Origin of the sequence: Protofrankia sp. Cr1 (assembly GCF_963555865.1) — a bacterium.
Classification (GTDB): Bacteria; Actinomycetota; Actinomycetes; order Frankiales; family Frankiaceae; genus Protofrankia.
Map to the genome: position 1 here is coordinate 4,532 of NZ_CAUVXO010000071.1, position 3,069 is coordinate 7,600.

The following is a 3,069-nucleotide window of genomic DNA, read 5'->3' on the forward strand; positions in this document are numbered from 1 at the left end:
AGTTGACCCCAGCGTATGAATGCAGGCCGGAAATCACCAGGTTCACCAGATAGTAATCGATAAACAACGCACTGAAACCCAGCAGGGAGATCGCCGCTGCCCTGCTGCCTTTCCAACCCGCTGTGGCCCGCGCGTGCAGGTACGCGGCGTAAATCACCCAGGTGATGAACGACCAGGTCTCCTTCGGATCCCAGCCCCAGTAGCGGCCCCAGGCGGCCTCCGCCCAGATCGCCCCGGCAATGACCGCGAACGTCCAGATCGGGAAGGCAAGCCCGATCACCCGGTAGGTGATGCGGTCCAGAGCCACGGCCGCGGGCAGGCGCATCATGATCCCGCCGCGCTTGCGCATCGCGGCGGACGCGTCAGCCCGACCGGCGGCGACAGCGGCGAGCCTGTTCTCCCAGCGGTCCTTCAGCAGATACAGGACGGTCGTGACCGCCGAGACCATGAACACGCCGCTGGCGACGATCGCCGCAACCACATGAATCTTGAGCCAGTAGGAGTTGAGCGCCGGGACAAGCGGTCCCACGGCGACGTAGAGCACCGTGGCGGCGAAACCCAGATAGAGAACCACCGGAACCATCACGAAAACGCCCAGCCAACGCACCCGCGCCCGGGTCCGCGCCAGCATGGCCAGGTACGTTGACACCGCGACCAAGGTGATCATGGATGAGAACTCGTACATGTTCCCCCACGGCACTCGGTCCGCGGCCAGGCCGCGGGCCGTCACCGAACCCACGTGGGCCAGCCAGCCGAGCAGGGTCAGTGCCACCGCGATCCAGCCGATCCAGCGCACCCGGGCCGTGACCGGTGGGTCGGCACGGTCCCCGGCCATCGCAGCGGCCATCGCCGCAGCCACTGCCCTCTGCTCCGCACCACGATCGGCGGCCCGGGCCGCCGCCGCGGCGAGAGCCTCCGCCGCCGGATCAGCCATCGCGGGATCAGCCACCGCTGGATGGACGGCACCACCGGCCGTGACGGCGCCAGCCATCGCCGGGACCCGTCCGGAAGCCGTGAGCTGGGCTGCTCCGACCGATGACAGCGCCGATGTCGATGACACCCCGGCCGCTGCGCCGATCGTCCCCCCGAACCGGCTGAACGCGAACTCGGCCGCGTAACCGAGCATCGCCAGCGCGTAGACCGCCATGGTCACGCCGAGAAGATGGTCGGACAACGCGGCAAGGCCGGAGTTGACGGGCATCACAGCTCCTGTTCGGGGGAGTCCAGCGGCCGGGAGGCACTCGCCGTGGCCGCCCGTACATCCAGGGCGATTGCCCGCAGCTCGGCCGCAAAGCCGTCGATGTCGGACCGGGACAGACCACCGATCTCGACCATGGTCACGGTAACCGCGTCGGTATCGGTGGCTACGCCGGTATCGGCATCGGCAGCCGCGTCGGCCACGGGGCGCGCCCGCACCCAGATCCGGCGTCGGCGGACCCGCATGCTCACCAGCAGGCCGCAGATGATCGCAATCGCCGCGACAAGGACCCAGCCCTTGAACGGGTCCGACTTCGTCTGGAACGTCGCGAACTCGCGCAGACCGTCGACCTCCAGCGACATCCCACCGGGCAGGCCGGTGACCGTTCGCTGACGCGGGTTGTTCAGCGCGAGCACCTGCGCCGCACGATTGTCGCCGAGTGGCCCGTTCACGCGCAGCTGGTGCATGTCACGGGTATCCAGCGAGTAGACGTTCTGCGGAATGCCCTCGTTGATGTGCAGGTTGCCGACATAGCCGGTAAGCGTGAGGCCGGGCGCATTCGCGGCCGGATAGGTCGAGACATAGCCGCGGGCCCGGTCCAGTTCGGTGGTGGGCGTGAACACGCCGCTGAATGCCAGCTGTTGGGGCTCACGCGTGGGCCCGGTCGGCGCGAGCCCGGTGTCGCCGATCTTCAAAGTGCAGGTGGACGCGAACATGGCGTCGCGGGGGGTGCACGGTTGGTAGCCCTCCCAGACGACCCCGCCGGCGCTGTTCCTCAACACGAAGTGCGGCGCGTACCCATGCCCGATCAGGTAGACCTTTGCGCTGCCGACCGCCAGCGGATGGTTGACCCGGATCTCAGCGGTACGGGTGTGCCCGTCGAGCTCGGTAGCGTACGCGACCTTCGCGCGGAAGTCCGCGGGCTGGCCGGTCGGCTGGTAGGACGCGGTGAACTCCTCCATCGTCAGGGAGAACGGCGCCAGATCACCGACGGGGTCGACGAGCCTGCCCCGGCTGAACTGGTCGTAGGAGACCAGCGTGTTCGCGAACCCGTCACCCGTGATCACCAGGACCGTACCCTGATATCCGAACCACGAGCCCAGTCCGACCCCGACGAGCATGAAGACCAGCGCGATATGGAAGATCAGGTTCCCCGTCTCGCGCAGGTAGCCCTTTTCCGCCGCCACGGAGAAGTCCGGGCTGCCGTCCGGACGGGTGGCGCCGTCGGCGGCGAGCGCCACCCGGAACCGCCGCCGTCGCAGGACCACCCGCGCCGCCTCGACCGCCTCCGACGGGGTGAGCGCGCTGTCCCACGACTGTCCCCCGGTCAGCCGGCTCGGCCGGGCCGGTGCGCGCGGCGGGCGGCCCACCAGTGCTCTGGCATGCCAGCGGACCCTGGCCGACAGGCATCCGATCAGAGAGATGAACAACAACAGGTAGATCGCGGCGAACCAGGGAGCACCGAATACGTTGAATGCGGACAATCTGTCCAGCGCCGGCGCGAGCGAAGGATGATCACGAAAGTACTGCTCGACCTTCAGCGGGTTCAGCGACCGCTGCGGCAGCAGGGATCCGGGGACGGCGGCGAGCGCGAGCAGGAACAGCAGCAGCAGCGCGGTGCGCATGCTGGTCAGCAGATGCCAGACCTTCCGGATCGGCGCCGTCACCCGCCCGGCGGATCCGAAGCGGCGCAGGCCGCCGCCGGCGATCCCGCCCGGCCCGCCAGCTAGCCCGGGAGGCGATCCCGCCGGCGATCCGGACGCCGTTTCCAACGCCTGGGCGTGCGCATGGTCGGCGCGTGTCCGCGCCTCGTCGCGTACCTCGTCGGGCACCGTCGTCGGCGCCGCCGCACCGATCGTCGTCGTCACCGC

General features: G+C 69.1%; 2 protein-coding genes. Both read right to left on the reverse strand.

The features are described from left to right. Positions 1–1,201: c-type cytochrome biogenesis protein CcsB (gene ccsB, locus U9980_RS08840; RefSeq protein WP_322767480.1), on the reverse strand; the 1,201-nt coding region annotated here is incomplete at its 3' end. Further along, on the reverse strand, positions 1,201–3,066 hold the full coding sequence (locus U9980_RS08845; RefSeq protein WP_416210202.1) for a cytochrome c biogenesis protein ResB: 1,866 nt from the start codon (positions 3,064–3,066) through the stop codon (positions 1,201–1,203). The genes U9980_RS08845 and ccsB, both read right to left, overlap by 1 nt. Positions 3,067–3,069 lie beyond the last annotated feature (3 nt).